Source organism: Stieleria sp. (assembly GCF_041595215.1).
Classification (GTDB): domain Bacteria; phylum Planctomycetota; class Planctomycetia; order Pirellulales; family Pirellulaceae; genus Stieleria; species Stieleria magnilauensis.
The window spans coordinates 1-4169 of record NZ_JBFHKV010000795.1 but is presented as its reverse complement, the minus strand read 5'-3'; the positions used below and the strand labels follow the sequence as shown (position 1 = coordinate 4169).

At 58.9% G+C, this 4169-nt stretch carries 3 protein-coding genes; all 3 read left to right on the top strand.

What is annotated here, in order from left to right; genetic code table 11:
* Positions 1-545 precede the first annotated feature (545 nt).
* A complete protein-coding gene (locus ABX749_RS24295; RefSeq protein ID WP_372898270.1) occupies positions 546-1328 on the top strand; it encodes a hypothetical protein in 783 nt (260 codons plus the stop codon).
* A 175-nt stretch (positions 1329-1503) separates the two neighbouring features.
* Complete coding sequence (locus ABX749_RS24290) at positions 1504-2637, top strand: HlyD family secretion protein (protein WP_372898269.1); 1134 nt, start codon at positions 1504-1506, stop codon at positions 2635-2637.
* Positions 2634-4169: ATP-binding cassette domain-containing protein (locus tag ABX749_RS24285; protein WP_372898268.1), on the top strand; the 1536-nt coding region annotated here is incomplete at its 3' end. The genes ABX749_RS24290 and ABX749_RS24285, both read left to right, overlap by 4 nt.

Sequence of the window (4169 nt, the reverse complement as noted above, 5' to 3'; positions counted from 1 at the left end):
CTGTGAAGCATTGATCCCCTGCGTTTGACGAGGTGTTCGCGGCAGGGCGCAAGCCTGGGCTGCAAAAAGTTCGGGGTTGACGACCTTCTTCCTTTGCGCTGGTTTCATTCTTGCAATGCCTGGCGCCCGTTTCCCCATTGCAGGACACGGAGCAAGAGATTGAAAATTGCAAAATGAAAACTTCCAATTGCAAATTTGCATTTTGCAATTTTCAATCTTCCGTCCGCCCAGGTTCCTCACGACCCATCCTGTCTCGGCTGAAGCGAGACCGAGCGGTGATGGAAATCAAAAGGAAGCGAAGTCGCGTAAACCGAACAGAGTGTCAACACCAACGTTTTAGCGGTCCAGCGCAAGCCTTCCGGTTCCTCATCGTTACCGAAACACCGGAGGGCTCGCGGACTGTCGCTAAAAAACGCTTCACAGCGTCCCCTTTCCGCGGACGATCTCAAACCTTGGCCGGGACAAGACCATAGAATCAAGGTCGCGGGGTCCCGTCGCGTGTTTTTCTTACAGGAGTGTTTTCGCAACCGATGTCGAAGCGTGGATTGGTCCAGCTTGAAGCCGCACATTTTTCCAACGTGATCGGTGCGATCCAACGGACGGCGAGCCTGACCGGGGGCGCCGTTCGCGGTTTGCCCGGTGGCGTGGTGATCGGCGGATTACCCGGAGTCGCCTCGTTCGCCTCGTCGATCTCCGACGCCCAGAAAGAGTTCCAGCTGGGAAGGGTTCATGCCTGCTTGGAACGCATCCGGCAATTGGAAACCAGTTTCAACGGGATCACCGGTCGCTGGAATTCAACGGTCCTGTCCGTGATTTCGTCGGCCAGACAAGGACGCCAGGCGGTTCCATTGGCCAAGTTGAACGAAGTCAAAAATGCACAAACGCGGATGCAGCAGCTGATCCGACCGGCCGAAAAAGCGTTTCGTGACCTGGTCACCGCGCTGGAACATGAAGTCGCAATGGAAGGGCGCCGCGTCGACGCGACCGCTGACGAATCGTCGGACGTCGACTTGCCGGATGATGTCGCCGAAGCCTACCGGTGCGGACCAAGAATCGAATTGCGGCAGGGCGATGACAAGAAGACGCGCATCGTTCCCGCGCTCGAAAAGCAAGCCTGTTATTTCGTCAAGGGACTCAAGCCGCCCCGCGTCCTTCGCCTCACATCACTCAGTAAGCAAGCGATCGGGGCGATCGATACACTTCGGCAGGTGGAGCAGACGATCGAAGCCGTCGAACTTGCCAAATTGATCGAAACCGGCATTTGGCTGCTGCGGCCCAAATCCGATGCCGATTCCGACACACGTCCATCAGCAACCAGTGGAGAATAACCTGATGACAAATGGCTGATCATCAATCGACATCAGCCGGTTCGCGCCAGCGTCCGGGCGCCCCTCCATCTCGATTTGGCGGTATTGGGCGCGAGCCGACGGGCCGCAATTCGAGGAAACCACGCTTAACGTCGCGGCACTAGGCTTTCACCGATCCCCTGTAGATTCTTTCAACATGCTCACTCGGTTCATTCCCCTGACAGCGGCCGTCGGCGTTCTGCTGGCACTGGTGTTCTACAGCAAGTGGAATCCCGATCCGCCACGGGTTTCAGGAATGATCGAGGCCGACGAGATTCGACTCGGCTCGCGCGTGGGCGGGCGCATTGCAATGGTCCATGTCCAAGAGGGCCAGGAAGTCACTGCCGGAGACGTGTTGGTGGAATTTGAGCCCTATGATCTGTTGGAACGGGAAAAGGAACTCGAGTTGTCGCTCGCTGCCCGCCAATCGCAGTACCAACAAACTCTGGCCGGATTCCGAGACGAGGAAATCGCACAAGCGAAAGCTAAGTTCGACCAGCTGCAAGCTCGATTGGATCTGCTGGTTGCCGGACCGAGGCCACAAGAGATCGAAGCGGCGCGGGGACGGCAGGCACTGGCCGAAGCGGAAAAGAGACTCGCGACGCAAGGTTATGAACGACTCTCCAAACTTGCCGGATCCAACGCGACGTCGCAGCAGGAAATGGACGCCGCTCGAGAAGCGTTGGAAGCCGCGTCGGCGAACCTGGTCGTCCGCCAACAAGAATTGGAACTGCTACTGGCGGGAACGCGCGACGAAGAATTGCGTGGTGCGGCGGCGAGCGTCGAGGAAGCCCGTCAGGCGTGGCAATTGATGCAGCGCGGTTACCGCCAGGAAGAAATCGAGCAAGCGAAGGCGTCGCGTGATGCGGCCGAAGCGGCGTTGCAGGCGATCCGGCGACAGAAGGAAGAACTGCGTGTCAAAAGCCCCATCGATGGTCGGATCGAGGCGTTGGATCTGCAACCCGGTGACATGGTCGCACCGGGAGCGCCGGTGCTATCGATGCTGGATCGAAACGAGCTCTGGGTACGCAGCTACGTTCCACAAACCCGCGTCGTGAACGTCGGCCAGCGCCTGCGGTTGAGCATCGACAGCCATCCCGACCGAACCTTTGAGGGCGTGGTGACGTTCGTCGCTCGGCAAGCCGAATTCACGCCCAGTAACGTGCAGACCCCCGAGGAACGATCGAAACAGGTGTTTCGCATCAAGGTGGGGATCGACGATCAAGATGATCTGTTGCGGCCGGGAATGATCGTCGACGTTTGGCTGGATGAACTCGGTGCGAATCGATGACGGGGCCGATCATTGATGTCCGTGGTCTGTCTCGCTCGTTTGGGCCGCTGGTGGCCGTGCGCGATGTCAGTTTCCAGGTACATCAAGGATCGATCTTCGGCTTACTCGGTCCCAACGGCAGCGGAAAATCGACCATCATTCGGATGCTGTTGGGCATTCTGCCGCCGACCGGTGGCGATGCGCGTGTGCTGGGGATGGACGTGCGAACCGATGCGGAACAGATCAAACCGCGGGTCGGTTACATGTCACAACAATTCAGCCTGTATGGCGATTTGTCGGTCCAGGAGAACATCGATTTCTATGGTCGGATCTACGGGCTCGATCACCAAAGACTGGTCGAGCGTCGCCAAGCCGTGCTCCATTTGACGGGGTTGGCCGACCGTTTGCCGCAGTTGGCCGCGACGCTCTCGGGCGGCTGGAAACAGCGTTTGGCGCTGGCTTGCTCGCTGATCCACGAACCCGACGTGTTGTTCCTGGACGAACCGACCGCTGGCATCGATCCCGTCGCCAGGCGGCACCTGTGGGACTTGTTGTTCGAACTGTCCGGCCGAGGCGTCACGTTGTTTGTCACGACGCACTACATGGATGAAGCCGAACGCTGCAGCGAAGTGGGTTACATCTATCAATCCGAGCTGTTGGTGCTCGGCAAACCCGAGCAACTCAAGCAGCTTCCGGAAGTGAATCCGGCTGATTCGCGTCGCTACGAGATCCGGGTGCCCGCTCCGGCCCAGCACCTCGCGGCGTTGCGTCAGTTGCCGGAGGTCCGCGACGCGACCTTGTTCGGCGAAACGATCCACCTGCTCTTAGATCAATCACGCGTCCCTGAAGACGTCTTGCGGCAATTGGGCATGGACGCATCGGCGGCGACTCGCGAGGTTCCGCCCAGTCTGGAAGACGTCTTTGTGACGCTGACCCGCAATGCGGAAAAGCTTGGTCGCATCCGTTCAGACGGCGACCTGTCGGATCAGGGCCAGGTGTCGTCGATCGAGTCGGCACCGTCGGTGGAAGAACCTTCCGCTGAACCCGTCCGTCACCGACCCCGATCCGCTCAACGTGGGACGATGGCCGGTTTGTGGGCAGTGTTGATCAAGGAATTTGTGCACATTCGCCGGCAGCCGACCACGCTCTTTTTCATGTTGGTCGTCCCGGTGATGCAGACCATCATCTTCGGATACGCGATCGACACGCAGATCGAAAACATTCCCACGGTGGTCTTCAACATGGACGGCCGTCAGCAGTCGCGCGAATTGGTCGATGCGTTGGTCAACACCCGTCGCTTTCGTTTGATCGAACACGTGCAGAACGAAGACGCGTTTCAGCGGGCGATGTCGTCGGGGCGGGCGAAAGTGGGTGTGCGAATTCCGCCGGGCTATGTGGATCAGTTGCTGCGGGGCGAACAAGCGAGTCTGCAAATTCTGATCGACGGCAGTGATTCACAGGTCGCGACCACCGCCCAGAGTACGGCGCAGCTGTTGGGGTTGAATCTGTCGATTCAGATGGCGAAGGCCAAAGGCGAGGCCTTGCAAATCGCT